This window comes from Streptomyces sp. NPDC107498 (genome assembly GCF_055582805.1).
In genome coordinates this window covers 227,347-252,169 of record NZ_JBVJPE010000009.1, presented here as the reverse complement: position 1 = coordinate 252,169, position 24,823 = coordinate 227,347, and the positions used below count along the sequence as shown (strand labels likewise).

The 24,823-nt window shown below is 73.3% G+C and carries 24 protein-coding genes; 9 read left to right on the top strand and 15 right to left on the bottom strand.

Going from position 1 to position 24,823, the window contains the following annotated elements:
* Window positions 1–74: 74 nt before the first annotated feature.
* The 5 genes from ACZ66Z_RS18630 to ACZ66Z_RS18610 all read right to left on the bottom strand — a co-directional run bounded on the left by ACZ66Z_RS18630 (window position 75) and on the right by ACZ66Z_RS18610 (window position 5,084).
* Entirely contained in the window at window positions 75–311 is a 237-nt protein-coding gene (locus ACZ66Z_RS18630; protein ID WP_469935192.1) for a hypothetical protein, read from the bottom strand.
* Window positions 308–661: a hypothetical protein gene (locus tag ACZ66Z_RS18625; RefSeq protein WP_469935190.1), complete on the bottom strand. Its 354-nt coding sequence runs from the start codon at window positions 659–661 to the stop codon at window positions 308–310. The genes ACZ66Z_RS18630 and ACZ66Z_RS18625 overlap by 4 nt, the downstream gene beginning before the upstream one ends.
* A gap of 14 nt (window positions 662–675) precedes the next feature.
* Window positions 676–1,524 (bottom strand): hypothetical protein, encoded by an 849-nt coding sequence (locus tag ACZ66Z_RS18620; protein ID WP_469935188.1) that lies wholly within the window; start codon window positions 1,522–1,524, stop codon window positions 676–678.
* 1,112 nt (window positions 1,525–2,636) lie between these two features.
* Complete coding sequence (locus ACZ66Z_RS18615) at window positions 2,637–3,170, bottom strand: hypothetical protein (RefSeq protein WP_469935186.1); 534 nt, start codon at window positions 3,168–3,170, stop codon at window positions 2,637–2,639.
* A 414-nt stretch (window positions 3,171–3,584) separates the two neighbouring features.
* Complete coding sequence (locus ACZ66Z_RS18610) at window positions 3,585–5,084, bottom strand: recombinase family protein (RefSeq protein ID WP_469935184.1); 1,500 nt, start codon at window positions 5,082–5,084, stop codon at window positions 3,585–3,587.
* Window positions 5,085–5,138: 54 nt separating this feature from the next.
* On the opposite strand from ACZ66Z_RS18610, the gene ACZ66Z_RS18605 reads away from it, so the two are divergent.
* A complete protein-coding gene (locus ACZ66Z_RS18605) occupies window positions 5,139–5,696 on the top strand; it encodes a DUF4865 family protein (RefSeq protein ID WP_469935274.1) in 558 nt (185 codons plus the stop codon).
* Between the two features lie 18 nt (window positions 5,697–5,714).
* Here the strand turns inward: ACZ66Z_RS18605 and ACZ66Z_RS18600 are convergent, their stop codons facing one another.
* Window positions 5,715–6,473 carry a methyltransferase gene (locus ACZ66Z_RS18600; RefSeq protein WP_469935182.1) on the bottom strand — a complete coding sequence of 253 codons (759 nt, stop codon included), beginning with the start codon at window positions 6,471–6,473 and terminating at the stop codon, window positions 5,715–5,717.
* A 197-nt stretch (window positions 6,474–6,670) separates the two neighbouring features.
* On the opposite strand from ACZ66Z_RS18600, the gene ACZ66Z_RS18595 reads away from it, so the two are divergent.
* Complete coding sequence (locus ACZ66Z_RS18595) at window positions 6,671–7,165, top strand: SRPBCC family protein (RefSeq protein ID WP_469935180.1); 495 nt, start codon at window positions 6,671–6,673, stop codon at window positions 7,163–7,165.
* 10 nt (window positions 7,166–7,175) lie between these two features.
* On the opposite strand, the gene ACZ66Z_RS18590 is transcribed toward ACZ66Z_RS18595, so the two are convergent.
* Complete coding sequence (locus ACZ66Z_RS18590; RefSeq protein ID WP_469935178.1) at window positions 7,176–8,135, bottom strand: LLM class flavin-dependent oxidoreductase; 960 nt, start codon at window positions 8,133–8,135, stop codon at window positions 7,176–7,178.
* 96 nt (window positions 8,136–8,231) lie between these two features.
* Entirely contained in the window at window positions 8,232–9,458 is a 1,227-nt protein-coding gene (locus ACZ66Z_RS18585; protein ID WP_469935176.1) for an ROK family protein, read from the bottom strand.
* A gap of 82 nt (window positions 9,459–9,540) precedes the next feature.
* On the opposite strand from ACZ66Z_RS18585, the gene ACZ66Z_RS18580 reads away from it, so the two are divergent.
* Both ACZ66Z_RS18580 and ACZ66Z_RS18575 read left to right on the top strand, forming a co-directional pair.
* Window positions 9,541–10,773 carry an MFS transporter gene (locus ACZ66Z_RS18580; protein ID WP_469935174.1) on the top strand — a complete coding sequence of 411 codons (1,233 nt, stop codon included), beginning with the start codon at window positions 9,541–9,543 and terminating at the stop codon, window positions 10,771–10,773.
* Window positions 10,774–10,831: 58 nt separating this feature from the next.
* Complete coding sequence (locus ACZ66Z_RS18575; protein WP_469935272.1) at window positions 10,832–11,632, top strand: maleylpyruvate isomerase family mycothiol-dependent enzyme; 801 nt, start codon at window positions 10,832–10,834, stop codon at window positions 11,630–11,632.
* 126 nt (window positions 11,633–11,758) lie between these two features.
* Here ACZ66Z_RS18575 and ACZ66Z_RS18570 read toward each other — a convergent pair whose 3' ends face one another.
* The 3 genes from ACZ66Z_RS18570 to ACZ66Z_RS18560 form a co-directional block, all read right to left on the bottom strand.
* Window positions 11,759–12,424, bottom strand: coding sequence for a response regulator transcription factor (locus tag ACZ66Z_RS18570; protein ID WP_030685972.1), 666 nt, complete (start codon window positions 12,422–12,424; stop codon window positions 11,759–11,761).
* The gene (locus ACZ66Z_RS18565; RefSeq protein ID WP_469935172.1) at window positions 12,421–13,767 is read right to left on the bottom strand and encodes a sensor histidine kinase; all 1,347 of its coding nucleotides are present in this window, start codon (window positions 13,765–13,767) and stop codon (window positions 12,421–12,423) included. Before ACZ66Z_RS18565 ends, ACZ66Z_RS18570 begins: the two co-directional genes overlap by 4 nt.
* Window positions 13,768–13,867: 100 nt before the next feature.
* On the bottom strand, window positions 13,868–14,569 hold the full coding sequence (locus ACZ66Z_RS18560; protein ID WP_469935170.1) for a TetR/AcrR family transcriptional regulator: 702 nt from the start codon (window positions 14,567–14,569) through the stop codon (window positions 13,868–13,870).
* Between the two features lie 232 nt (window positions 14,570–14,801).
* Between ACZ66Z_RS18560 and ACZ66Z_RS18555 the strand changes: the two genes are divergently transcribed.
* Complete coding sequence (locus ACZ66Z_RS18555) at window positions 14,802–15,254, top strand: nitroreductase family deazaflavin-dependent oxidoreductase (protein ID WP_469935270.1); 453 nt, start codon at window positions 14,802–14,804, stop codon at window positions 15,252–15,254.
* A gap of 32 nt (window positions 15,255–15,286) precedes the next feature.
* On the opposite strand, the gene ACZ66Z_RS18550 is transcribed toward ACZ66Z_RS18555, so the two are convergent.
* Window positions 15,287–16,537, bottom strand: coding sequence for a geranylgeranyl reductase family protein (locus tag ACZ66Z_RS18550; protein ID WP_469935268.1), 1,251 nt, complete (start codon window positions 16,535–16,537; stop codon window positions 15,287–15,289).
* A gap of 345 nt (window positions 16,538–16,882) precedes the next feature.
* On the opposite strand from ACZ66Z_RS18550, the gene ACZ66Z_RS18545 reads away from it, so the two are divergent.
* Together ACZ66Z_RS18545 and ACZ66Z_RS18540 are read left to right on the top strand one after the other, a co-directional pair.
* On the top strand, window positions 16,883–18,247 hold the full coding sequence (locus ACZ66Z_RS18545; protein ID WP_469935168.1) for a M20/M25/M40 family metallo-hydrolase: 1,365 nt from the start codon (window positions 16,883–16,885) through the stop codon (window positions 18,245–18,247).
* Window positions 18,248–18,332: 85 nt separating this feature from the next.
* A complete protein-coding gene (locus ACZ66Z_RS18540) occupies window positions 18,333–19,037 on the top strand; it encodes an MBL fold metallo-hydrolase (RefSeq protein ID WP_469935166.1) in 705 nt (234 codons plus the stop codon).
* A 148-nt stretch (window positions 19,038–19,185) separates the two neighbouring features.
* Here the strand turns inward: ACZ66Z_RS18540 and ACZ66Z_RS18535 are convergent, their stop codons facing one another.
* The gene (locus ACZ66Z_RS18535) at window positions 19,186–20,220 is read right to left on the bottom strand and encodes an NUDIX hydrolase (protein WP_469935164.1); all 1,035 of its coding nucleotides are present in this window, start codon (window positions 20,218–20,220) and stop codon (window positions 19,186–19,188) included.
* 136 nt (window positions 20,221–20,356) lie between these two features.
* Here ACZ66Z_RS18535 and ACZ66Z_RS18530 point away from each other — a divergent pair, with 136 nt between their 5' ends.
* On the top strand, window positions 20,357–20,536 hold the full coding sequence (locus ACZ66Z_RS18530) for a hypothetical protein (RefSeq protein WP_469935162.1): 180 nt from the start codon (window positions 20,357–20,359) through the stop codon (window positions 20,534–20,536).
* Window positions 20,537–20,616: 80 nt separating this feature from the next.
* Here the strand turns inward: ACZ66Z_RS18530 and ACZ66Z_RS18525 are convergent, their stop codons facing one another.
* Complete coding sequence (locus tag ACZ66Z_RS18525) at window positions 20,617–21,573, bottom strand: ROK family protein (RefSeq protein ID WP_469935160.1); 957 nt, start codon at window positions 21,571–21,573, stop codon at window positions 20,617–20,619.
* Between the two features lie 127 nt (window positions 21,574–21,700).
* Between ACZ66Z_RS18525 and ACZ66Z_RS18520 the strand changes: the two genes are divergently transcribed.
* Window positions 21,701–22,732, top strand: a complete 1,032-nt coding sequence (locus tag ACZ66Z_RS18520; RefSeq protein WP_469935158.1) for a LacI family DNA-binding transcriptional regulator — start codon at window positions 21,701–21,703, stop codon at window positions 22,730–22,732.
* A gap of 59 nt (window positions 22,733–22,791) precedes the next feature.
* Here ACZ66Z_RS18520 and ACZ66Z_RS18515 read toward each other — a convergent pair whose 3' ends face one another.
* A complete protein-coding gene (locus ACZ66Z_RS18515; RefSeq protein WP_469935156.1) occupies window positions 22,792–24,777 on the bottom strand; it encodes a serine/threonine-protein kinase in 1,986 nt (661 codons plus the stop codon).
* Window positions 24,778–24,823 lie beyond the last annotated feature (46 nt).

Here is a 24,823-nt window from a genome sequence, read left to right as displayed (position 1 = left end):
CCCACGCAGGCGCCGCCCTATGGCAGCGCGCACGCCTGCGTTGGCACGATCGTCGGAACGCCAGTTCAGCCCCGTCAGCCCTGACCGATGGCGTCGATGCGGTCGACACGAATGGTCTGAGCCTTCGTCGAGACTGTCACTGTCAGGACGTCTGGGTACCGCTGGCGTCCACCGGCGTCGGTAGCGACGGCGTAGGCGAGCGTGCCGACGAGGGTCTTCCCGCCGCTGAGCTCGACGCTCACGGTCGTGCCGTTGAGCTCCAAGGCCCGGTTCTTGATGGCCTGCACGTAGTCGTTCACATTCACGTTCACCGGGACTCCATCGTGTAGGCGTTGGACTGGAATGGGTTGCGGTTCGTCGTCGGGACTGACTTCGGCTTCTCCGGGCGACGACCGTCCTCGTCAAGGCCGTGACGCTCGCGGTAGAGCGCGGCGCCGGCACTAACGCTGCCTCGTCCGCCAGAGCTCGCCACGTCGACCCCGCGGGGTCCGCCGGAGCGGTACACGGGCGCGGGCGGCACTGGCGTCCCGAAGGCGTCGAGGAACTTCACTGCGTCGGCCTGGAGCTCCTCGGAAGTCTCGCCACGCAGGTACGCGCACATCTCAGGCGTGAGGCCGTGCGCTTCGCCGGCCGCAAGCTGCTCGGGGGTGGGTTCGTTCATGGGTGACGCCTCTCTTACTTCAGGGAAATGTCGGGGGCGCGCTCGTGGCCGTGGCGTACCGGCTCGGGGTGCGCGGGAATGATCCGCTCGCGCGGGTTGTAGTCGATGAAGGAGTCGTCGGGGACGCCGCAGTCGACGATGTCCTCCGCCTCCAGCTCGTCAAAGCTCGTCGGCACCCAGGCGTTGGGAAGCTCTGCCAGGTACACGAGGTATGGGACGTTGTAGTGTCCCGACGTCATGGCACGCAGGATGTCCGCGGGGACGCCGTCGGAGGCGATGCCGGCCGCTTCGAAGTAGCCCTTCTCGCGGAGCTCCTGGAGACGGTGACCGTCGCCGAGTGGGCGGAGAATGGTGAACTGGGCTTCCCGGATATTGCGGAGCGTTCCGAGCATGTCTGTGAGCGTCTTCCACGCCGCAGGCGCCTTGCCGCCGATGTGGATGGCTTCCTCCGCGGACCGCGCGCCGTTCAGCTCCGCCGCTGGCTTCTTCACCTCCGCCAGGAACTCAGCGAGGCGCTTGCCGAGGGCTTCGAGAGCCGTCTCCGCGCCGTCCGTTGCGCGCAGGTACTCCAGGTGGGCGCGAAGACTCCAGACGCCCTCCTGAAGTCCCAGTGCCTCCGACTCAGCTTCCAGGGCATCCCTGTACGCGTCCGCCGCGCGCTTCCCGATGTCGTCAGGGAACTCCGCGCCGGCGCGCATCGCGTCCGTCGCGTCGTTGAACACCTTGCGTCGGGCAAGGTCGGGGCTCAGGACGTCGCCCAGTGCCCTTCGACGCTCCTCCAACTTGTGGAGCTGTGTCTCCGCGTGCACAACGTCAGGCACGGCGCTCCAGGCCGCGCGGAACTCGGGGTTGGTGTTGCTCATTGCTACCTCTCGATGGCTAAAACGACTGAGCCCCCACCGGATGGCAGGGGCTCAGGAAGGGGTCTACGTGGGCGCCTAAGCGGCGTTCCACTGGGGTGAGTCGCGGAACATTTCCGCCCTCTCGATACGCGCCTGACGCTTGCGCTCCAGGACGTCAGCCGACGTGCGGGCGTACCTCTCACGCTCGATGGCCGCGCGGCAGTCACGACACCTGGCGGATAGTCCTTGATGCCCCATGGCGTCACGGCTGAAGAATCGGATGTCCCGTGGAAGCTGGCGCCCGCACCACGTGCAGGGGCGAGCGTCGGAGTGTGGAGTAGGCACGTCGGCCATTGCTGATCCCGTCCTGTCTTCCTCGCCTTCCTGGCGAATTGCGGGCAAATAAGAGAAGCGCCGCCCGATGGACAGCGCTTGAAAGTCAAGCCTCCGCGACGGAGCTGACCGGCACTCACGGAGGAGAGTCGCGGCACACTCGGTCGCTCGACGTCGCGGAGGCGGATGCGCTGCCCGAGAGGAGGAGGCAGCGCCGTCAACGAGGGAACGGCGCCGTGCTACTCGCCGGCTGCGCAAAACTCCCTCTACTACAGTTATGTGGGGCATGTTCGGGTTTGTTGATCATGGTCTACATAGGCGCGCACGCTGCGTAACGAACCTCTTGGGACGTCGAGTGAGGGACGATCGAACCTCATGAAGCCGCGCACGCCCCTACGCTCCCCTCTGTGCCCCGTAGCCCCTTGAGTAGACCCAAGTAGCCAGATGTACAGATAGGCCCTCAGGAGCCCCTTTACGGGCCGCCTCGCGCCTCCCGTGCCTCGTCCACCTCGTCGCCCTACGTCGGATCAAGTGGCCGGGTCAGTTCGGGGTCCAAAAAGCTAAACTAACTGGCATTTTCCTTTTTCCCTTAACGCGTTAGAGAGAAAGTTGAAGTTAGGGGTTAGTTTGACCGCTCTGGTCATCTTCGCAGGTCAGGGCAGTGCCGAACTTCGAGAGGTTCGGCACGAACCGACCCTGCCGGAGGACGAGGACGCCGCTCGACGTCGCCCAAAACGCCGACGACCCGCCTCCACGGGGTGAAGAGGCGGGTCTGTCGACGGTGAGGCGGCTACAGAGCGTTACACACTCGCGTGGCTCACGCAGGAGTCACACACGCTGGTCGTCCACTCGTCTCCGACACGGCGCGGTTCGGCGGTCTCGTCATCCTCGCCGCAGTGCCCGCAGGTGAGGTCCATCGGGTACGCCAGGAGCGTCGAGTAGTTGAGCGTCATCATGTCGCCCTGGCGGGCCTCCATGCCGAGGGCCGCGCTCGCCACGCTGTCGAGGTAGGTGTCCAGGATGACGGCCCCCTCGTACTGAAGGACGTCGTGATCCATGCCTACGAGGATCCGACAGGGGATCTGAAGGCGATCAGCCACGTCCATGCCGGCCGCGCAGGTGTCGGCGTAGGCGTCCGGTGTCGAGGTGTCCCCGATGAGGGCAATGAAGCCGTTGGTGACGCCGCCGGAGAGGCAGGAGGGGTGCGCGAGGAGGAGAGTTCCCTCCACGTCGACCGGGGACATGAGACCCGCGGACTCGTCGCAGCGGACGCAGGAGACGCGCTCATGCTGTGCGGGGGTGAGGCCAGGACGGGAGAAGAGGGTGTGTGCCATAGTTGCTCCTAGAGCTAGAAGCGAACGCCCCGTGTTGGTCTGCCAGGACTGCGGGGCGTTCGCCATTTCTGGCGTCCGGTGTGGCTACACCTAAGCATGGGTGTGGCTACACCCGCAACCCTTCTACGCCTCCCAGGTGTAGCTACACCCTGGTAGCGTATGGGTATGCCCAATCAGCCGAAGACCCCTGTCAGCCGCTTCCGGATCGACGCCGAACTCTGGCAAGCGTTCGGGGATGCAGTACCCGACGACACCGACCGATCGGAGGTGCTGCGTCGCTTCATCGCGCACTACTGTCGGCGTCCTGGCGCTAAGCCGCCCGTGAGGCCGCCCGTGGGACCGTGGTCGACACCATCCGGCTCCTGAGTACACGAAAGCCCCCACCTGTCGCGGTGGGGGCTTTTGCGTGCTCGATTAGTCGTCGCGCGCAGGCGTGGCCCACGTGATGACGCATCGCGCGTCGCCGTCGAAGGGGGCCCCTCTGCGAGGCCCCTTGGTCACAGTGACCTTGTCGATTGCTAGGCGAATCAGGTCCCGTCGAAGGTCATCGTCGGCCGCTTGCCATGCGTCGTTCAGTGCGTCGAAGTCGTCAAACAGCGTCAGATCCACAACGCCGTTGAACTCAGAGACGCGCCGCTGAGCGTTCGCTAGGTCGGTCTCTGCCTCGGCCACGAGCCGGGGGAAAAACCGGCCCATCGCACCATCGTAGATGCCCGCTTTGCGATCTTCCGCAAGTCGCTCAAGCGCCGTCTCTGCGGCTTTGACGGCCGCCAGCGCATGTTTGTGCTCCTCGGTTTCTTCTGGCTTCGTGAGCGCCACCCAGCGCTCTGCAACAGCCACCATCAGCGGATCAGCATCATTCAGATCCGCCCGGAGGACAGCACCCAACCACTCGCCGTAGACGTACTCCTCAATGCGTGCTCGCATCGCTGACATCGGGGCTGCACATGGCTTACCCACCGTGAAGTTGTAACAGCGATAGGACCGCCCGTGAATTGCGGAACCGCCTCCGCACGCCGCGCACTCCAGAAGCCCCGACAACAAGTGCTTCGGCTTTCCTGACCGATGCTCCGGCGCCACGGCTCCATGTCCTGCGACGGCGAGACGAGCTCGTTTCACTAGCTCAGGGGGGACGGGTTTGGCTCCCTTCGCAAGCACTGACACTTTATTGCCCTCAGCGTCGCGGAAGGGCACGGACCGACCGCCACGCTTAAGGGTGATTGCCTGCCACCCTTCGTACACGGGGCTTTGAATCATCCGGTGGATCGTAGATCCACCCCACGATTTCCCGTCGGGAGAGAGAACGGGAGGGGAGGACGTGTTGAACTTCAGCGCAATCGAACGCCCGGACATTCCCTCAGCAGTGCGCTCAAAAACCTCCAGAACCGTTGGCCAGTCGACACCGTTCTTCAGTTTGCGCGTTATAGGATCTTCGATCTCAAACCCGAAAGGAGGTGCACTTAGCCACGCCCCCTCTTTACGCTGTTGGGTTTTAGTGTCCGTGACACGGTGCGACAGTAGAGCAGAGTACTCGCGCGCCTCTTCCGCTCGATTGATGATGTCCCGTCGATCCCGCGGGTCTGCGGAATCCAGTCGCTCGTAATCGAAGACGATCCGCTTACCTGAGTCCAGCAGCGGTATTACCGAGCCGGCTCCCTTTCTGGAAAATCGGTCACAGGCGTAGCACCAGAGCGCTGGCACTTCCTCATTGGCGAGTGCTGCAATCGCCTTGTCGAATTCTGGGCGCACGGTGTCGGTGTAGGCACTCAGGTTGTCTGCCCACACCTTGCGCACGGCGTACCCGTTGTCCGCAGCCCATCGACGCCCGCGCTCTTCCTGTGCGCGGAACGTCAACGCGCGCTCTCGCTGCCGCGTGATAGCGGACTTACGCAAATACAGATCAATCTCTTGCACAGATAGCTCTCCTCCCCTGCCCGTGAGACTACATGCAAGGGTGTCCATGCGACCCTGCCCGCCGACTACGACATGGAGGTCATCCGCAAGCGGGTGGCGACCAGGGGGCATCTGCTCGACGCCTTCCCCGGACTCGGCCTGAAGGCGTATCTGATCCGGGAGCGGGAGGCCGGCTCACCCGTCAACCAGTACGCGCCGTTCTATCTCTGGGACACCCCCGAGGGCATGAACTCCTTCCTCTGGGGCCCCGGTTTCCAGGGCGTCGTCGACGACTTCGGCCGGCCGGTGGTGCAGCACTGGGCGGTCCTGTCGTACGAGGAGGGGCCGGCGGCCGCGTCGGCGCCGGGCGCCGCGACGCGGCGGAGGACCCCGCTCGGGGAGGGCGTCCCGCCGGGCGAGGCCGTGACGGAGGCGGTCGCCCGGCACGCGCGCGGGGCGCGGCGGGACGGGGTGGTGGCCTCCGCCCTCGCGGTGGACCCGCGCCACTGGGAACTGCTCTCGTTCACCCTGTGGGAGGGCGCGGAAGCACCCGCCGACGAGGGCGAGCGCTTCCGGGTGCTGCACCTGTCGGCACCGGGCCGTGCGGCGCTCGCCCGCGGGCGGCAGTGGTGAGCGGGGGCTCCGGGCCCCTCAGGCCACGGCGACGAGGGTGAGGTAGGCGATGCCGAGCACGCCCCGGTAGCCGTTCAGCCAACCGGAGCGCTGCCGGTCGACGCGCTCGCGCGTCTCGGCGGCGAGCGGGTGGTCCGGGTGGGCGGCGAGCCAGACCTCGGTGTCGTACCGGTAACCGGACTCGAACTCCTCCCACTCCTCCGCGCTCGCCGTCTCGATCCACGCGGGCCGGAACCCCGCCTCGACGGCGAGGTCGACGAGGGCGCCGAGGGAGAAGTGGTCGTCCGCGGTCGCGCCGGGCCACATCCCGGCGAGCTCCGCCTCGGCCGGCGTGCGCTCCCAGAAGCCCTCCCCGAGCACGACCCGCCCGCCGGGCCGGACGAGCCGGCGCAGCTCGCGCAGGACGGCGGCCGGGTCGTACGGCAGCTCGGGGTCGCAGAGCGCCTGGCTGGACCCGAGACAGAGGATCGCGTCGACGGGGCCCCGGTCGGTGCCGAGCGCCGACTCCTCCACGAAGGCGACGCGATCGACGAGCCCGCGCCGCTCGGCGAGCGCCCGGCCGCGGGCCAGGTCCTCGGCGTTGATGTCGATCCCGACGCCCCGGGCGGCGGGGGCCGCCTCCAGGACGCGGAGGAGCAACTCGCCCCAGCCGCAGCCGATGTCGAGCACGTCGGCGGGCCCGGCGGCGGCCAGCCGCTCGATCATGCGGGTGGCGCGGGCCTCGGAGAGGGGGCCGTGGAAGGTGAGGGCGCCGAGACGCGGAGGGAGATCGGACACGGAAGGGGCGTCGGTTTCAGGAGTGACCACGGAGCGGAACAGTACGTCGCTCCGCCTCCCCCGCCCATCGGTTTTCCACGGCCCCGTCCGGGTCTGCGGAGCGGGCGGCGGGCCCCACCACGAACCTCCGGGGCTTCGCCGGGGCTCGCGCACCGGGCGCCCGGCGTCCGCGCCGGTCCGCCATTAGCCTGGGAGGCGTGTACACCACGCGCGTGTCCCGTCGCATCGCCGCCCCGGCCTCGGCCGTCTACCGCTCGCTCCTCGACCCGGACGCCGTCGCCCGCTGGCGGGTGCCGTACGGGATGACCTGCGAGGTGCACGACTTCGAGGCGCGCGAGGGGGGCGCCTTCCGGGTGTCGCTGCGGTACGAGTCGCCCGACGGCGCCGGGAAGTCGGGGCCCCGCACGGACACGTACCACGGCACCTTCCTGGAGCTCGTGCCGTACGAGAAGGTCGTCGAGAGCGTCGAGTTCGAGGCGCCGGACCCCGCGCTGCACGGGACGATGATCCTCACGACGACGCTGACGGAGATCGAGGACGGGACCGAGGTCCTGGTCGTCCACGAGGGGGTGCCGGACGCGGTGCCGCCCGCCGCCAACGAGACCGGCACGCGCATGGCGCTCGACCGGCTCGCCGCACTGACGGAGGGCCGCCCCGATCGCCCCGATCCCCGGGGACGAGACGTCCTCTAGGTCCTCCGGATCAGCCGCGTTCCTTCGCGAGCGCCCCGCGCACGGCGGGGACGATCTCACCGCCCCAGCGGGCGAGCGCGTCGACGTCCTGGGCGCCGCCGCCCGGTGAGAAGAGGACGAAGCCCGAGGCGTCGTGCTCCAGCACGGCCCCGGTCAGCTCCTCCACCCACTGCTCCGCGGACCCGCCGATCCAGCGTCCCTCCCCGTCGCGGGTGGCGGCCAGCGGCCGCTCGGTGATGCGCCCGGGGAGGTTGTAGACCGTCCGGATCTCGCCCGGGTCGCGCCCCACGGACGCCGCGGCCTCGTCGATGACCGGCCGCGAGGTCCGGTAGCGCTCGCTGAGCCAGTCGGCGGCGTGGCCGGGAAGCCAGCCGTCGGCGACCCGGCCGGTCGCGGCCAGGGACTTCGGGCCGTTGGAGCCGGTCCAGACGGGCGGGGCGGCGACGGGCGTCGTCTCGAGCTCGCGCACCCGGTAGTGGCGGCCCCGGTGGGTGACCGGCGGGCCGCCGCCGGACAGCTTCTTGATCAGGACGACGGCCTCCTCGAAGGCCTCGACGGCCTCGCCCGGGGAGAGCTTCGGGACGCCCATGTCGGCGATGCGGTCCCACAGGCCGCCGGCGCCCATGCCGAGCACGACGCGGCCGCCGCTGAGCGCCGACAGCGTGGTGACCGTCCGCGCGAGCACCGGGGCCGGCCGGGTGGGCAGGTTGGTGACGTTGGCGAAGCCCGCGATGTGCCGCGTACGGCCGAGGAGGAAGCCGAGGGAGGCGTACGCGTCCAGGCGTGCGCCGAGGTACGGATGGTCCGAGAGCGAGAAGAGGTCGAGCCCGTCGGCGTCGGCCCGCTCGACGCGGCGCAGCAGCTCGGGGCCGTCGTCGAAGCCGCTGTGCGCTCCGAAGCCGAAGAGCACCTGTCGTCCGGCTACTGTTCCGTCCTTCCCCCACGGCATGCCGGACGCAACCTCCGGCATGCCGAAACGACACCTTTAAGTTCGCGACACGAACGATATTGGTTCGCATCACGAACCGCAACCGCGGCGAAGAGGAGGCGTACGGCGGAAGGGGGCTCAGACCGGCTCGCGCCCCAGGGCGGCGAGCGGATCGTCCAGGACCGGCTGCCAGGCGAGTTCGGCCGCGCCGACGAGGCTGTTGTGGTCCAGGGTGCAGGGGAGGATCGGCACACCGCCGCTGCGGCCCCAGAGGCTGCGGTCGGCGACGACCGCGCGCAACCGCTCGGGGTCGGCGTCGAGGAGCTCGCGGTGGAGCCCGCCGAGAATGATCCGGTCCGGGTTGAGGATGTTCACCAGACCGGCGAGCCCGAGCCCGAGCCGGTCGATCAGCTCCCCCACCGCGACCCGGACGCCCGGGTCGTCGGGGCTCGTGCGCAGCAGGTCGCGGGACTGCTGGAGCAGGGACACCTCCGGACCGGGGACCCGGCCCGCGGCCGTGAGGAACGCGAGCGGGTCCGTCTCGACGTCGAGGCAGCCGCGGCTGCCGCAGTGGCAGGGACGACCCTCGGGGTTGACCGTCAGGTGCCCGACCTCCAGGGCGAGGCCCGAACTCCCCGTGTGCAGCCGCCCGTCGAGGACGAGCGCGCCGCCGACGCCCCGGTGGCCGGTGGCGACGCAGAGCAGGTCCCGGGCGCCGCGCCCCGCGCCGTGGCGGTGCTCGGCGAGCGCGGCGAGGTTGACGTCGTTGCCGGTGAAGGCGGGGCCCTCGATGCCGGCGGCCCGCACCCGCTCGGCGAAGATCTCCCGGACGGGCGCCCCGGCGGGCCAGGCGAGGTGGAGCGGGTTGAGCGCCGTGCCCTCGGGCTCGGCCACGGCGGAGGGCGCGGCGAGCCCGGCGCCGACGCACCGGCGGCCGCTCTCCCGGAGCAGCGCGGCCCCCGCGTCGACGACGGCGCCGAGGACCTGCGCGGGGTCGGCGGAGACGGTGACGCAGCCGGGAGCGGTGGCCACGATGGTGCCGCCGAGACCGACGAGGGCGGCGCGGAAACCGTCCGCGTGGACCTGGGCGGCGAGGGCGACGGGGCCCTTCTCCTCGACGGCGAGGCGGTGCGAGGGCCGGCCCTGGGAGCCCGCGGCGGCACCGGGATTGGAGTCGACGCGGATGAGACCGAGGGCCTCCAGCTCGGCGGCGACGGCGCCGGCGGTGGCCCGGGTGACGCCGAGTTCGGCGGTGAGGACGGCCCGGGTCGGCGCCCTGCCGGTGTGCACCAGCTCCAGTGCGGGGCCGAGCGCGTTACGCCCCCTGTCCAGCCGTGTCCGGGTCGTCGTCGCCTTGCCGTTCATGGTGGTGAGTCTCCCATGATCGGACCGGGGTGCCGTCCCCGCCCGGTTGATTCCCCCCACCCCCGACCCCTATCCTGAGTTTGTGCCGCTACTAAACAAAGTACGGACGGCCCTCCCGGGGGGTTCCGGCGGAGACACCGCCGCCCGCTCCCCGTCCCGCCTCCGCTCCGCCCTGACCCTCTTCTTCGCCCTCGACGGCTTCCTGTTCGCCGGCTGGGTGGTCCGGATCCCCGCCGTCAAGCAGCAGACCGGCGCCTCGGCCGGCGACCTCGGCCTCGCCCTCCTGGGCGTCTCGGCGGGCGCCGTGATCACGATGACGCTGACCGGCCGGCTCTGCCGCCGCCACGGCTCCCACGCCGTCACCGTCGCCACCGCCGTCCTGCTCTCCCTCTCCGTCGCCCTCCCCGCCCTCACCCGGTCCCCGCTCGCGCTCGGCCTCGTGCTCCTCGTCTTCGGCGCCGCGTACGGCGGGATCAACGTGGCCATGAACAGCGCGGCCGTCGACCTCGTGAACGCGCTCCGGCGGCCGGTGATGCCGAGCTTCCACGCCGCCTTCAGCCTCGGCGGCATGCTCGGCGCGGGGCTCGGCGGGCTGCTCGCCGGAAGCCTGTCCCCCACCGCCCACCTCCTCGGCCTCACGACCGTCGGCCTGGCCCTGACGGCCGCCGCCGGTCCCGTACTGCTGCGCCACCCCTCCCCCGTGCGCCCCGAGCCCCTCCCGGCGCCGTCCGCCCCGGACGGCGCCGGCACGCGGGCAGCCGGGTCGCGCCGTACGGTCCTCGTCTTCGGGGTGATCGCGCTCTGCACCGCGTACGGCGAGGGGGCGCTCGCCGACTGGGGCGCCCTCCACCTCGCCCAGGACCTGCACGCGCACCCGGGGGTCGCCGCCGCCGGGTACTCCGTCTTCGCGCTGGCCATGACCGCCGGGCGACTCTCCGGCACCGCGCTCCTCGAACGCCTCGGCCAGACCCGCGCCCTCGTCGCGGGCGGCGCGACCGCCGCCGCCGGCATGCTGCTCGGCGCGCTCGCGCCGAGCGTCTGGGCCGCGCTCCTGGGCTTCGCGGTCACCGGCCTCGGCCTCGCCAACATCTTCCCCGTCGCCGTGGCCCGCGCGGGCGCGGTCGCCGGGCCCGGCGGGGTCGCGACGGCGTCCACCCTCGGCTACGGGGGCATGCTGCTCGGCCCGCCCGCGATCGGCTTCCTCGCCGACCGCTTCTCCCTGCCGGCGGCCCTCACGACGGTCGCGGTGCTCGCCGCCGGCGCGGCGGTCATGGGGTACGGGGCGCGCAACGCGGGAGCGTCCCGGGGCGGTTGAGCGGGTGCGCCGCGTGCGGCGTCCCCGCGCGGCTGCCACAATCCGCGGCATGGACACGCTGAAGATCACGGATCACATCGAGGCGCTGGAGGCGGCCGGGCTCGGCCTCGCGGACGCAGCCGCCGAGGCCGGCCCCGACGCCGAGGTGCCGACCTGCCCCGGCTGGCGGGTCCGCGACCTCCTCCGGCACACCGCCATGGTGCACCGCTGGGCCACGACCTTCGTGGCCGGGGGACGCACCGCCTTCCACCCGGGCGACGGCGAGACGGCGCTCGACGGCGAGGAGTTGCTGACACACTTCCGCGAGGGCCACGCGCGGCTGGTCGCCGCCCTGCGCGCGGCACCGGAGGACCTGGAGTGCTGGAGCTTCCTGCCCGCGCCCTCGCCCCTGGCCTTCTGGGCCCGCCGCCAGGCACACGAGACGACCGTCCACCGCGCGGACGCCGAGTCCGCGCTCGCGGGCGGTCCGGGCCCGGTGGATCCGGCGGTCGCCGCCGACGGCGTCGACGAGCTGTTGGGCGCCTTCCACGCGCGCGACCGCAGCCGGGTGCGCACGCCCGAACCCCGGACCCTGCGGGTGCGGGCGACGGACACCGGCGACGTCTGGACCGTGCACCTGTCGCCGACCGATCCGCCCCGGACGGAGCGGGGCGACCGGGGTGATCAGGGCGGCCGGGGTGACCTGGACGGTCAGGGCGGCCAGGGTGCCGGCGGGGCGGCCGACACCGAACTGAGCGGGCCCGCCGACCGGTTGTACCTGACCCTGTGGAACCGGCTGCCGGCCGGGGCCGTCACCCTGACCGGCGACGAGGAGATCCTGCGGCTGTGGCGGGAGACCTCGGCGATCACCTGGGGCTGACGCCGGACCGAGGGCGCCGGGCCGGGATTCCTGACCAGGCGCCCTCGGGTAGGCGTCCTCGGGCGGGCGTCCTCGGGTAGGCGTCCTCGGGCGGGCGTCCTCGGGCGGGCGGTCCGGCGCCGGACCTCAGCCCAGCCAGCCGGGTCTGACGAGCCCCGACTCGTAGGCGAGGACCACGAGTTGGGCGCGGTCCCGGGCGCCGAGCTTCACCATGGCGCGGCTCACATGGGTCTTGGCGGTGAGCGGGCTCACGACCAGCCGGCGGGCGATCTCCTCGTTCGACAGGCCGATCCCCACCAGGGCCATCACCTCCCGCTCCCGCTCGGTCAGGGCGCCCAGCGCGGCCGTCGCCGCCGGGGCCTTGGAGCGGGCCGCGAACTCCTCGATGAGCCGGCGGGTGACGCCCGGGGAGAGCAGCGCGTCCCCGTGGACGACGGCCCGCACGGCCCGCAGGAGCTCCTCCGGCTCGGTGTCCTTGACCAGGAATCCGGAGGCACCGGCACGGATCGCCTCGAAGACGTACTCGTCGAGCTCGAAGGTGGTCAGCATGACGACCCGGACCCCGCCGAGGTCCGGGTCCCCGGTGAGGCGCCGGGTCGCCTCCAGGCCGTCGAGCCGGGGCATCCGGATGTCCATGAGCACGACGTCGGGGCGCAGGGCGCGGACCCGGTCCACCGCCTCCTCGCCGTCGGCGGCCTCGCCGGCCACCTCGATGTCGGGCTGGGCGTCGAGCAGCGCGCGGAACCCCGCCCGTACCAGCGACTGGTCGTCGGCGAGCAGGACACGGATCACGGACGGTTCTCCTCGGGTCTCGGGGCCTTCCCCGTCCCCGGGGCCTCCCGCGGGCGGAGGGGGAGGGCGGCGTGGACGCGGAAACCGCCGTCGGGGCGGGCGCCCGCCTCGATGGTGCCACCGAGGGCGGCGGCCCGCTCCCGCATTCCGGCGAGCCCGTTCCCGCTGCCGCCGGCCTCCGTGCCGGTGGCGGGGCCGTCGTCGTCGACGGTCAGCTCCAGGCGCCCGGAGCCGTGCGCGACGCACACCCGGGCCGTACGGGAACCGGAGTGCCGCACCACGTTGGTGAGCGCCTCCTGCACGATCCGGAAGGCGGCGAGGTCGGCGCCCGGCGGCAGGGCGGACGGGGTGCCGCTCGTCGAGACGGTGACGGTGAGGCCCGCGGCGGCGGCCTGCTCGACGAGTTCGGGGAGCCGGTCGAGACCGGGGGCCGGGGCGCGGGGGGCGTCGCCGGGGGTGCGGAGGGTGTCGAGGACCTGCCGGACCTCGCCGAGCGCCTCCTTGCTGGCCGCCTTGATGGTGGTCAGCGCGGTCCGCGCCTGCTCCGGGTCGGAGTCCAGGAGGGCGAGGCCGACGCCCGCCTGCACGTTGATCACGGAGATCGAGTGGGCGAGCACGTCGTGGAGTTCGCGGGCGATGCGGAGCCGTTCCCCGTCGGCGCGCCGTCGCTCGGCGGCGGCCCGCTCGGCCCGCAGCTGGGCACCCTGCTCGCGCCGCACCCGGACCGCCTCGGAGGCGGCGAGCACGGCCACGGCGAACGCGGCGGCCGGAAGCTCCTGCCCCCAGGGGGCGGGCCCGTCACCGGCCGGGGGCAGCCACCGGTAGAACCAGTGCGAGAGCAGCAGATGGCCCGCCCAGAGCAGGCCGATGGCCCACCAGGCGGCGGTCCGGTGCCCGTGGACGACGGCCGCGAAGCAGGCGACGGCGACCATGGCGAAGACCGGGCCGTACGGGTAGCCGGCCGCGACGTACCCGAGGGTGACGGCCGCGACGGCGAACACCACCGGCACGGGCCTGCGGTGACGGAACAGCAGCGGGACCGCCCCGAGCAGGAGCAGCGCCCGTCCGAGGGCGTCGAGCGCCTCCCGGCCCGGCTGGTTCCGTGCGGAGAATCCGGTTCCCACCATGACGAGGACGGCGATCAGCACCGTCGACCCCCAGGGCAGGCCCCGGCCGCTCCCCCGCCCCCGCTCCCGCGGCCCGCGCCACGGCCCGCGGTCATCCGCACGCCACGGCCCGCGGCCGTGCCCGCGCCGGGGTGCCCGGTCGTGCCCGTACCGGGGCCCGCGGCCGTGCCCGCGCCCGGGTCCGGCCGGCCGTTCCTCGTCCCTACCGGCTTCCATACCGGTCACGCTAACCGTGACCGCCCGCCGCGCACGTCGGCCCGGCGAGGTGGTCGCCCGTACTCCCGCGGGAGTACGGGCGGGGTCCTGGACGGCCGGGTCAGCCGCGCGGGAGCAGGCCCACGTCCTGGCCCAGGCGGCGGGCGGCGGCCGTGAAGAAGGTGTCGCGGTCCTCCACGACGCGGTGGAACTGGCCGAAGACCTCGAACGAGACGAGGCCGAAGAGCTGCGACCAGGCGGCGACGAGCGCGACGGCGAGGGCGGGCGGGAGGTCCGGGGCGATGTCGGCGCTGATGCGGACGGCTTCGGGGCGCAGGGCGTCCGGCAGCGGCGGGAGGGCGACGCCCTCGCCCGCGTGGGCCCGGCGGGCGATGTCGACGAGGACCAGGCCGACGCGGGAGGCGGGGACGATCGTGTCCTGCGGGGCGGCGTAACCGGGGACCGGGGAGCCGTAGATGAGGGCGTACTCGTGGGGGTGGGCGACGGCCCAGGAGCGGACCGCCCGGCAGACGGCGGTCCAGCGGTCGAGGGGGCGTTCGGCCTCGGCCTCGGCTTCGGTGGACGCGCGTTCGGCGGCGGCGCCGACGGCGTCGTAGGCGTCGACGATGAGGGCGGTGAGCAGGTCGTCGCGGCTGGGGAAGTAGCGGTAGAGCGCGGAGGACACCATGCCGAGCTCGCGGGCGACGGCCCGCAGGGACAGCTTGGCGGCGCCCTCGGCGGCGAGCTGGGCGCGGGCCTCGTCCTTGATGGCGGCGGTGATCTCGATGCGGGCGCGGGCGCGGGCTCCTCGAACGGTCGTCATGGAGAGCAGTGTGCCACTTCCGGAGCACCGGAACGAAAAGAGAGCACTGCTCTTGCTTGTGAGCACCGGACCGTGCACACTGATCTCAAGCGAGAGCAGTGCTCACAGTTGTGATCCGCAGGATTCCCGAGGAGGCCCCATGTCCGCCCAGCCCGCCACCCCCGCCGGCTCCGCCCCCCGCACCCCCTCCCCCGCGATCCCCACCGCCGGCGCCACCCCCGCCGCCCACGTCATGAAGCCCGGCTGGTTCACGGTGAACGTCCTCAACCGCGCCGTCGCCTGGATGACCCGCCGCGGCATCAGCGTCTGGGGCTCCCGCGTCCTGGCCGTCCGCGGCCGCAAGAGCGGCGAATGGCGCCGCACCCCCGTCAACCTCCTGACGGTGGACGGCGCCCGGTACCTCGTCGCCCCCCGCGGCCACGTCCAGTGGACGCACAACATGCGGGCCGCCGGCGGCGGGCAGCTGCACCTCGGCAAGCACGCGGAGGAGTTCACCGCCGTCGAGGTGGCCGACGACGACAAGCCCGCCCTGCTCCGCGCCTACCTCAAGCGCTGGAAGGCCGAGGTCGGCGTCTTCTTCGACGGCGTCGGCCCCGACTCCTCCGTGGAGGAGCTGCGGGCCGCCGCGCCGAAGCACCCCGTCTTCCGCATCACGACGACGGGCCCCGCCGCCCCGGCGGCCTGACGCGGCCGGGGCACGGGGCCCGTGGGAAAAGGTCAGAGTTCTTCCGAGGCGCTCTCCGGCTCGGAGGCCGCGCGCTCGCGCGGGCTGACGCCCCGACCCGCCGGGCCGACACCGGTCGAGGTGTCCATCCGCTTGTCGAGGAGCTCGAGCGCCCGCCGGGCCATGCCGTTCGAGCGGACCATGCCGCCGAGCGTGGCCGAGCCGCGGGTGATGTCGGCGAAGGCGTTCCAGGCCGGCCGCAGGCCCGTTATCGTCGCGTGCAGCAGTCCCGGCCGCCGCTCGAAGACGGCGAGCATCCGGCGCCCGACCGCCATCTCGACACCGAGCCCCGCCTTGATGGCGAAGGCGTAGTTCAGGGCCTGGCGCCGCGCGTCGACCGCGTCGCTCGACTCGGCGACCCGCACCGCCCACTCGCCCGCGAGACGGCCCGAGCGCAGCGCGTACGAGATGCCCTCGCGCGTCCACGGCTCCAGGAGGCCGGCCGCGTCGCCGCAGACCAGGACCCGGCCGCGGGAGAGCGGCGAGTCGTCGGTGCGGCAGCGCGTCAGGTGGCCGGAGGAGATCGTGGGCTCGAAGCCGGCGAGGCCGAGCCGGGCGACGAAGTCCTCCATGTACCGCTTGGTGGCGGCGCCCTCGCCGCGCGCCGAGATGACGCCGACGGTCAGCGTGTCCCCCTTGGGGAACACCCAGCCGTAACTGCCGGGCATCGGACCCCAGTCGATGAGGACGCGCCCCTTCCAGTCCTCCGCCACGGACGGCGGCACGGGGATCTCCGCCTCCAGGCCCAGGTCGACCTGGCCGAGCTTCACCCCCACGTGGGCGCCTATCCGGCCGGCACTGCCGTCGGCACCGACGACCGCGCGCGCGAGGACGGTCTCGCCGTCGGCGAGGACGAGGGCGACGGTCCGCCGGTCCGGCACGGCCGCGCCGTGCTGCTCCACCCGGGTCACCGTGGCGCCGGTCCGCAGTTCGGCGCCGGCCTTCTGCGCGTGCTCGACGAGCTGCGCGTCGAACTCCGGACGGTTGATGAGCCCGAAGAGCATCCGGCGCGAGCGGCGGGTGCGGGCGAAGCGTCCGTCCAGGGAGAAGGTGACGGCGTGGACCCGGTCCTGGAGGGGCAGTTCGAAGCCCGGCGGGAGCGAGTCCCGCGAGGGGCCGATGATGCCGCCGCCACAGGTCTTGTACCGGGGCAGCTCGGACTTCTCCAGGAGCAGCACCCGGCGGCCCGCGACCGCCGCCGCGTAGGCCGCGGAGGCGCCGGCCGGGCCGGCGCCGACGACCACGACGTCCCAGACGGCCGCCGGCTCCTCGGCGGGCTCGTCGCCCGCCCGGACCGGCGCTCCGTCCGGCGCCGCGTCGTCCGGGAGCCGCGCCGCCTCCGCGTCCGGGCTCCCGGCGGTCCCAGGAGCCGCGCCTTCGGGCTCGGTGTGCTCCGGACCGGCGTTCTCTGCGTGCTCGCTGCTCACGTGTGCTTCTGCTCCTGATCCGACCGGTGGTCTGCTCCTGACGCATCCTACGGCGCGGTAGCCAGGGGGCCGCCCGTAGGATCGACGGGGCGTTCGGCGTACCACGACATACGGCGAACGTCCTCCTCTCGTCGTAACGTCGCACCCATCAGGAGCGTGCCCATGACCTCGAATCCGATCGCCGAGACCGTCCGGTCACTGATGCCCCGGGCCAAGGCCGAGCTCACCGAGCTGGTGGCCTTCGAGTCGGTGGCGGACGAGGCCGTGGCGCCCCGCAGCGAGTGCGAGGCCGCGGCGAACTGGGTCGCGGACGCCCTGCGCGCCGAGGACTTCCAGGACGTGGCGCTGCTCGACACCCCGGACGGCTCGCAGTCGGTGTACGGCGTCCTGCCCGGCCCGGCCGGCGCGCCGACCGTCCTCCTGTACGCCCACTACGACGTGCAGCCGAAGCTGGACGAGTCCGTGTGGCTCTCCCCGCCGTTCGAGCTGACCGAGCGGGACGGCCGCTGGTACGGGCGCGGCGCGGCCGACTGCAAGGGCGGCTTCATCATGCACCTGCTCGCGCTGCGCGCCCTCAAGGCGAACGGCGGCGTGCCGGTGACGGTCAAGGTCGTCGTCGAGGGCTCGGAGGAGCAGGGCACCGGCGGCCTGGAGCGGTACGCGGAGCAGCACCCCGACCTCCTCGTGGCCGACGCCATCGTGATCGGCGACGCGGGCAACTTCCGCGTGGGCCTGCCGACGGTGACCGCGACCCTGCGCGGCATGACGATGATCCGGGTCACGATCGACACCCTGGAGGGCAACCTGCACTCCGGTCAGTTCGGCGGCGCCGCGCCCGACGCGCTGGCCGCGCTGATCCGCGTCCTGGACTCGCTGCGGGGCCCGGACGGCTCCACCGTCATCGACGGCCTCACGGGCGACCAGGTGTGGGAGGGCCTCCAGTACCCGGAGGAGGACTTCCGTCAGGACGCCAAGGTGCTGGCGGGCGTGTCCCTGCCGGGTTCCGGCACGGTCGCCGACCGGATCTGGGCGCGCCCCGCGGTCACGGTCATCGGCATCGACGCCCACCCGGTGGCCGGCGCGACCCCGTCGGTCCCGAAGTCGGCGCGCGCGCAGATCAGCCTGCGGGTGCCGCCGGGCGAGGACGCGGCCGAGGCCACGAAGCTGCTCTTCGCGCACATCGAGAAGCACACGCCGTGGGACGCCCGGGTGACCCTGGAGCAGGTCGGCCAGGGCCAGCCGTTCCAGGCGGACACCTCCAGCCCGGCGTACGCGTCGATGGCCGAGGCGATGCGGATCGCGTACCCCGGTGAGGAGATGCAGACGGCGGGCATGGGCGGCTCGATCCCGCTGTGCAACACGCTGGCCTCGCTCTACCCGGAGTCGGAGATCCTGCTGATCGGCCTGAGCGAGCCGGAGGCGCAGATCCACGCGCCGAACGAGTCCGTCTCGCCGGAGGAGCTGGAGCGCCTCTCGGTGGCCGAGGCGCACTTCCTCGTCAACTACGCCCGCTCGAAGCAGAGCTGACGCAGGGAACGGTTCAGCGCTCGGCGAAGCTCGCCGAGAGCGTAGAAGCACACGGCGGACCTGCGCGGCTGCGTAGGTTCGCCGTATGACTTCCATCGAACTCACCGCGATCACCCCGCGGTTGCACCTCCTCGACTTCTCCGTCGGCCAGGCCTATCTGTGGCAGGACGAGGAGGAACTGACCCTGATCGACGCCGGCTGGGCCGGCACGGCGGACGGCACGGCCGCGGCGATACGGTCGGCCGGCCTGGATCCGGACCGGTTGCGCCGGATCGTGCTGACCCACTGCCACCGCGACCACGTGGGCTCGGCCCAGGAGCTCGCGGACCGGCACGGGGCCGAGATCCTCGCGCACCGGCTGGACGCGCCGGTGATCCGGGGCGAGGCGCCGGTCCCGGAGCCCGACCTCCTGGACTGGGAGGTCCCGATCTTCGAGCACGGCCTGACCGTGCCGGAGGCGCCGCCGACCCGGGTCGACCGGGAGGTCGAGGACGGCGACGAGCTGGACTTCGGCGACGGCGCCGTGGTGGTCCACGGCCCGGGCCACACCCCCGGCTCGATCGCCGTCCACCTCCCGCGCCACGGCGTGCTGTTCGCCGGGGACACGGTGGCCTCGGTGCCGGACGTCATGTTCGGCGTTTTCCACGTCGACCGGGCCCTCGCCCTGGACTCGATGCGGGCCCTCGCGAAGCTCGCGCCCTCGGTGCTGTGCTGCGGGCACGGAGCACCGGTGACCACGGACACGGCGGCCCGGCTGACGGCCGCCGCGGCGGCGGCGGCCCGGGCGTAGAGGCGGGGATTCGGCCCGCGGGGCCGGCAGGGGGCACCCCGCGGGGTCAGCTGCGGTCGGCCCGTGGAGTCAGCCGGGGTCGGCCCACCGGGTCGGCAAGGATCGGCCCGCCGGGTCAGCGGGGGTCGGCCCGCCGGGTCAGCGGGGATCAGCCCACCGGGTCGCCCGCCTCCAGGTTGAGGACCGTGCCGCGTTCGCGGGCGCGCAGGGCCCAGTGGAGGCGGCGGTAGCGGACGGGGGGCAGCAGCTCGGCGGCCTCCTCCTCGGTGACGAACCGCCAGTCGCGGAGTTCGGCCCCGGGGAGCCTCAGGCGCTCGGTGTCGGCGGTGCGGAGCGTTCCGCCGTCGAAGAGGAGGCGCAGGCCGCCGTAGCCGGGGGGCTTCGGGCGTTCCCAGTCGACGAGCAGCAGACGGGGCACGGCGTCGAGTTCGAGGCCGATCTCCTCGGCGACCTCGCGCATGCCGGCCCGGGCCGGGGGTTCGCCGGGCTCGACGACGCCGCCGGGGAACTCCCAGCCGGGCTTGTAGGTGGGGTCGACGAGGAGGAACCGGTCCTGCTCGTCGAAGAGCAGGACCCCGGCGGCGAGGGTCTCGCCGGTCGGCTCGGGCGTCTGGACGATGCCGCAGGGCGCGATCCGGTCGGACCGGACCGCGTCGGCGACGGCCCGGGCGGCCTCGGCGACGGTGAGCGCCGAGGTGTCGAGCGTGTACGCGTCGGCGGCGAGCCAGTCGAGGGCGGCGCGGTACGACGGCAGGTGCCGGTGGCACCACTCCCGGACGCGCGCGTCGGCCTCGGGGTCGCCGTACTCCGCCCGGCCGTCGATCCGCTGCCGCAGGATCGTTTCCTCCGGGGCGAGCAGCACATGGCGCACATCGATGCGGCGGGCGGCGAGCCCGCCGAACATCTCGTCCCGGTACTCCTGGCGCAGCAGGGTCATCGGGACGACCAGGACGCCGCCGACCTCGGCGAGCAGGGCGGCGGCGGTGTCGACGACCAGACGGCGCCAGATCGGCAGGTCCTGGTAGTCCTCGACCTCGGCGAGCCGCTTGGCCGGGAGCAGCCGGCGCAGCTCTCCGCCGGTGAGCTCGGGGTCGTACAGGGTGCTGTTCGGGATCAGATCGACCAGCTCGCGCGCGGTGCTGGACTTTCCCGCGCCGAAACCACCGTTGATCCAGACGATCACGTTTCCCCCTCTTCGATAGCCCCCAGTGGCTTGCCCGCAACACCCTGCCACGGAAACCACGAACACACGTCTCGGCATGTGCGTGACACTTCCGGACGGCTCTCGTTGAGAACGGCGAGCACGAGGGGGTGCCGAGATGAGTCGTACGGTTCTCGAACGGTTTCCGGCCGGCGGGCCACGGGGCAGCTGGCCGGCCGAGGAGTTCGCCGGTGCGCGGCGCGAGGAGGGAGTGCCGGCCCGGGTCGTGATGGACCTGGAGTCCGACGCGTTCCTGGTGGTCGTCGAACAGCGGACGCCGGAGCGGTTGCGGGAGTGAGGGGGCCGGTTGAGTTCGAATGTTGAACCCAGCCTCCGGACCTGGCTTTCGAATGTTGAATCCAGCCTCCTGGATCCGGCTCAGGAGACGGCGTCCGCCCAGCCTCCCCTGCCCGCGGCAGCAGCCCCCAGAAGCCCCGCGTCCGTGCCCGTGACGGCGGGGACGACCGTCAGGTCCCGGACGAAGGAGAGCGTGGCGTAGGTGCGGAGGCTGCGCCGGAGCGGGGCGAAGAGGACCTCGCCGGCGCCCGCCACCCCGCCGCCGACGACCGCGATGTCGATCTCGACGAGCGCGGCGGTGGCGGCGATGCCCGCCGCGAGCGCCTGGGCCGCGCGCTCGAACGAGGCGACGGCGATCGGGTCCCCGGCGTGTGCGGCGGCGGCCACCGCGGCGGCGGAGACGTCTCCGTCCGGCCCCGGCCGCCAGCCGTTCTCCAGGGCGCGGCGGGCGAGGTGCGGGCCGCTGGCGACGCGCTCGACGCAGCCGCGTCCGCCGCACGCGCAGGGCTCGCCGTCGAGGTCCACCGGGATGTGTCCGATGTGACCGGCGTTGCCGGTGGGGCCGGTGTGGACCCGGCCGTCGAGCACGAGACCGCCGCCGACGCCCGTGGAGACCACGAGGCACAGGGCGTCGGAGTGGCCCCGGGCGGCTCCGAGCCAGTGCTCGGCCGCCGTCATGGCGACGCCGTCGCCGACGAGGGTGACCGGCCGGCCGGCCGTGACCCGGCGCACCCTCTCGACGAGCGGATGGTCGCGCCAACCGGGCACGTTCACCGGGCTGACGGTCCCTCGGGCGGTGTCGACCGGACCCGCGCTGCCGATGCCGACGGCCCCGGCGGACTCCCACAGCGGGGAGGCGGCGAGGTCGGCGAGCACCGCCTCGACCGCCGCCGTCACCGTCTCGCCGTCCTCACGCGCGGGCGTGGGCCGCTGGGAGCGGAGACGGATGCGACCCTCCTCGTCGACCAGCGCCCCGGCGATCTTGGTGCCCCCGATGTCGAGGGCGGCGACGAGGCCCGTGGCGGGGTCGGTGTCCATGGGCGCGAAGCCTCCGGTCGGCGGGAACGGGAAGTCGTTCCCCACAGTCTCCCAGCCGTGACAACGTTGTCCAGGGCCTATGCTCGAACCGAGATCGACTCGACACGCTCCGGAGGAACCGCACACCGTGGCCGACATCGCCCGCCCCGAGTCCCGCTACGGCAATCGGCCCACGATGAAGGACGTCGCCGCCCGGGCGGGCGTCGGCCTCAAGACGGTGTCCCGGGTCGTCAACGGCGAACCGGGCGTCACCCCGGACACCGAGCACCGGGTGCGGGAGGCCATCGAGGCCCTGGGCTTCCGCCGCAACGACAGCGCGCGCGTGCTGCGCAAGGGCCGGACGGCGACCGTCGGGCTGGTCCTGGAGGATCTCGCCGACCCCTTCTACGGACCGCTCAGCCGGGCGGTCGAGGAGGTGGCGCGGGCGCACGGGGCCCTGCTCATCAACGGTTCCAGCGCGGAGGACCCGGACCGGGAACAGGAGCTGGCCCTCGCGCTGTGCGCGCGGCGCGTGGACGGACTGATCGTCATCCCGGCGGGTGGCGACCACCGTTACCTGGAGCCGGAGATCCGGGCGGGTGTCGCCACCGTGTTCGTCGACCGCCCGGCGGGCGGGATCGACGCGGACGCCGTCCTCTCGGACAACTTCGGCGGGGCGCGGGCCGGGGTGGCGCACCTCGTCGCACACGGCCACCGGCGGATCGGCTTCATCGCCGACCGGCCCGGCATCCACACCGCGAAGGAGCGGCTGCGGGGCTACCGGGCGGCGATGGAGGACGCGGGCCTCGACGTGGCCGAGGCGTGGGTGTCGCTCGGTCCGACCGATCCGGAGCGGGTGGCGAGAACGGCCGGGGCGATGCTCTCCGGGCCCGAGCCGGTGACGGCGCTGTTCGCGGGCAACAACCGGGTGACGGTCACCGCCGTACGGGTCCTCGCCGGCCGTGAACGCCCGGTCGCCCTGGTCGGCTTCGACGACATCGAGCTCGCCGACCTGCTGGGCATCACGGTCGTCGCCCAGGACGCGGCCGCGCTCGGCCGGACGGCGGCGGAACGGCTCTTCCGCCGCCTGGAGGGGGCCGACGAGCCGCCGGCCACGGTGGTCCTGGACACCCGCCTGACCGCCCGCGGCTCGGGCGAGGTGCCCCCGGCCGAGGGCTGACGCCCGGCCCGGCTCCGTACGGCCGGGCCGGGCACCCGACGGGGTGACCGGCGGTCCGTTCAGCAGACCGGAAGACCCGGCACGGGCCGGTCGTCGGCTCCGCCCTTGAGGTAGACGACGCTGAAGTACACGTTGGTGTTGCCGCTGTCGTCGTCGGTCCTGGCCCACCAGACGTTGGTCCATCGGCCGTACGTCTCGCGGCGGCCCAGGTCGACCTGGCAGTAGAAGTAGTTCGTGCCGGCGTTCAGGACGCCCATCTCGCCGCCGTCGTGACGGTACGTCTTCTCGGTGCGCCACACCTGGCAGTCGTACTTCCCGCCGCCGATGGAAGCGCAGCCGCCGGACGCGGGGCTCGGGGACGCGTCGCCGCCGCCCGTCGTGCCCGGGCCGCCACCGGTCGTCCCGCCGGGCACCGGCGCCCTGGTCGTCCTCGACGGGGACGGGGACGAGTGCGAGGAGGAGGAAGACGAGGAGGAAGGGGACGAGGAGGAAGGGGACGAGGACGAGGACCGGCTCGGGTTCGCGGACGACGGCTTCCCCGTGTGCCCCTCGGAGGGCTTCGCGGACCCGGACGGGCCCTTGGCGGCGGGTGCTCCCGACCCGACCGCTCCCGGATCGAGGACCCGACCGGGGTCGGCGCCCGGGCCCGTCGGCGACCGGCCGGCGGCCTGCTGCCCCTGCTCCGGGCCGCCGTCCCGGCCGACCAGGGCGTACGTGACGCCGCCGCCGACCAGCAGGACGCCCGCGGCCGCCGCGGCGACCAGGGCGCCCGAGCGGTTCCGCCCGGACCGCCCGTGGGTGGCCGAGCGCCTCGTCGGCGCGGCACCGGCGCCGTACGCCACGGGCCCCGCCTGCGTCCCGGACATCGGCACCGGACCGCCGGGGACGGCCGGCCCGGGCGCGCCCACGGCCGCTCCGACGACCGGCGGCACGACCGGTCCGAAACCCTCGGGGCGGTGCGGTACGGCGTCGTGCCGGGTGGGCGCCCACAGGTGCGGGGCACCGGGGAGCGGCGTGTCGGGGCCGCCGGGCCGGACGTCCGGGGCCGAGGGCGACGCGCCGGGGCCCGCGGCCGTCGTGCCCGGCGCCGAGGACGGCGCGTCCGGGCCCGCTGCCGGGGCGTCGACGGCCGTGGGCCACGGGCCGGTGGCGCCGGGCACCCCGGCCGGCCCGCCCTGCGCGCCCTCCGCGCCCGGTGCCGTGGCGTCCCGTCCCTCCGCGACCGCGGTCAGCAGGCGGGCGGCCGTCCGGGCGTCCGGGCGCCGGGTCGGGTCCTTGTCGAGGAGCCGGGCCAGGACCGGGGCGAGGGGACCGGCGCGACGGGGTTCCGGCAGGGGTTCCACCACGATGGCGTTCAGGGTCTGCCAGGTGGAGGTGCGGCGGAACGGAGAGGTGCCCTCGACGGCCGCGTACAGGGTGGCGCCGAGCGCCCAGACGTCCGAGGCGGGCCCCGGCTGCTGCCCCTGGGCGCGCTCGGGCGCCAGGTAGTCGAGCGAGCCGACGATCTCCCCGCTGCGCGTCAGACGGGTGGCGGAGCCGTCGCCGGGGTCGTCCATCGTGGCGATGCCGAAGTCGGTGAGGACGACCCGGCCCCCGCCGTCCAGGAGCACGTTGCCGGGCTTCACGTCGCGGTGGAGCACGCCAGCGTCGTGCGCGGCGGCCAGCGCCTCCAGGACGGCGGCGCCGATCCGCGCGGCCTCCCGGGGACCGAGGGTGCCGCGCTCGCCGAGGACGCCGTCGAGGGAGGGGCCGTCGACGAGTTCCATGACGATGACCGGGCGGCCCTCGTGCTCGGTCACGTCGTGGACGGCGATGACCCCGGGGTGCCGGACCCGGGCCGCCGCTCGCGCCTCGCGCTGCATCCGCAGCCTCAGGTCCTCCAGTTCGGGACCCGACGCGTCGTTGTAGGCGCGCAGTTCCTTGACGGCCACCTCACGGCCGAGGACCTCGTCGACCGCGCGCCAGACGACGCCCATGCCGCCGCGCCCGAGTTGCCGCACCGTTCTGTAGCGGCCCGCGAGCCGCTCGTACTCCCCCGATGACACCGATGCCCCGTTCCCTGTGGCTGCGTTGGACGCGTCCAGGGTACGG